Here is a 780-nt window from a genome sequence, read left to right as displayed (position 1 = left end):
CGCACCATCAGCTTCAGCGACGGCCAGGACAACGGCGCTGCCGGCTGGACCTACACCGTCGACTACGGCGACGGCACCGTCATCAACGGCAGCACCGCCACGCCCAGCATCGAGCTCAACCACCTCTACGCCGATGGCGATGCGACGCATGCCGTCGTCGTCACCGTCACCGACGTGGCCGGCGAGAGCTTCAGCGATGGCTTCAACGTCACCGTCAGCAACACGGCGCCCAGCGCACCGGTCAGCGGCGCGGCCAATGTGGCCGAGGGCGTGGCATTCACGCTGTCGGTCGGCGCCGTCGTCGACCCCGGCCAGGACACCATCACCGGCTACAGCATCGCCTGGGGCGACGGCACCACCGTCACCTACACGCCTGCCGAATGGCAGGCCGCTGCCGGCAGCTTCTCGCATGTCTACGCCGACGGCGCTGCCGCACCGGTCATCACCGTCAGCGCCACCGACGAGGACGGCAGCTTCGTGCTGGGCACGCATTCGCTCAGCGTCAGCAACGCCAACCCGGGCCTGAGCCTGGCCGGTGCCGCCACCACCAACGAAGGTGCCAGCTACTCGCTGGCCATCACCGGCAGCGACGTCGCCGCCGACACGCTGAGCTACAGCATCGACTGGGGCGATGGCAGCCCCGCCCAGGTGGTCACCGCGGCACAACTCGCCACGCTGGGCGGCAGCGTCGGCCATGTGTTCGCGGACGATCAGGATGGCGCGGTCAACACCACCCCGCGCACCATCACCGTCACAGCCAGCGACGAGGACGGCGGCTCG

The 780-nt window shown here is 69.6% G+C and carries 1 protein-coding gene; it reads left to right on the top strand.

All coding sequences use genetic code 11. The features are described from left to right. Positions 1 to 780, top strand: a 780-nt coding sequence (locus ACG0Z3_RS23210) for a hypothetical protein (RefSeq protein ID WP_394402425.1), incomplete at both ends; no start/stop codon positions are given.

The sequence above is a fragment of the Pelomonas margarita genome (assembly GCF_043555875.1).
Lineage (GTDB): Bacteria > Pseudomonadota > Gammaproteobacteria > Burkholderiales > Burkholderiaceae_C > Pelomonas > Pelomonas margarita.
This window is presented reverse-complemented; position numbering and strand designations above follow the sequence as displayed.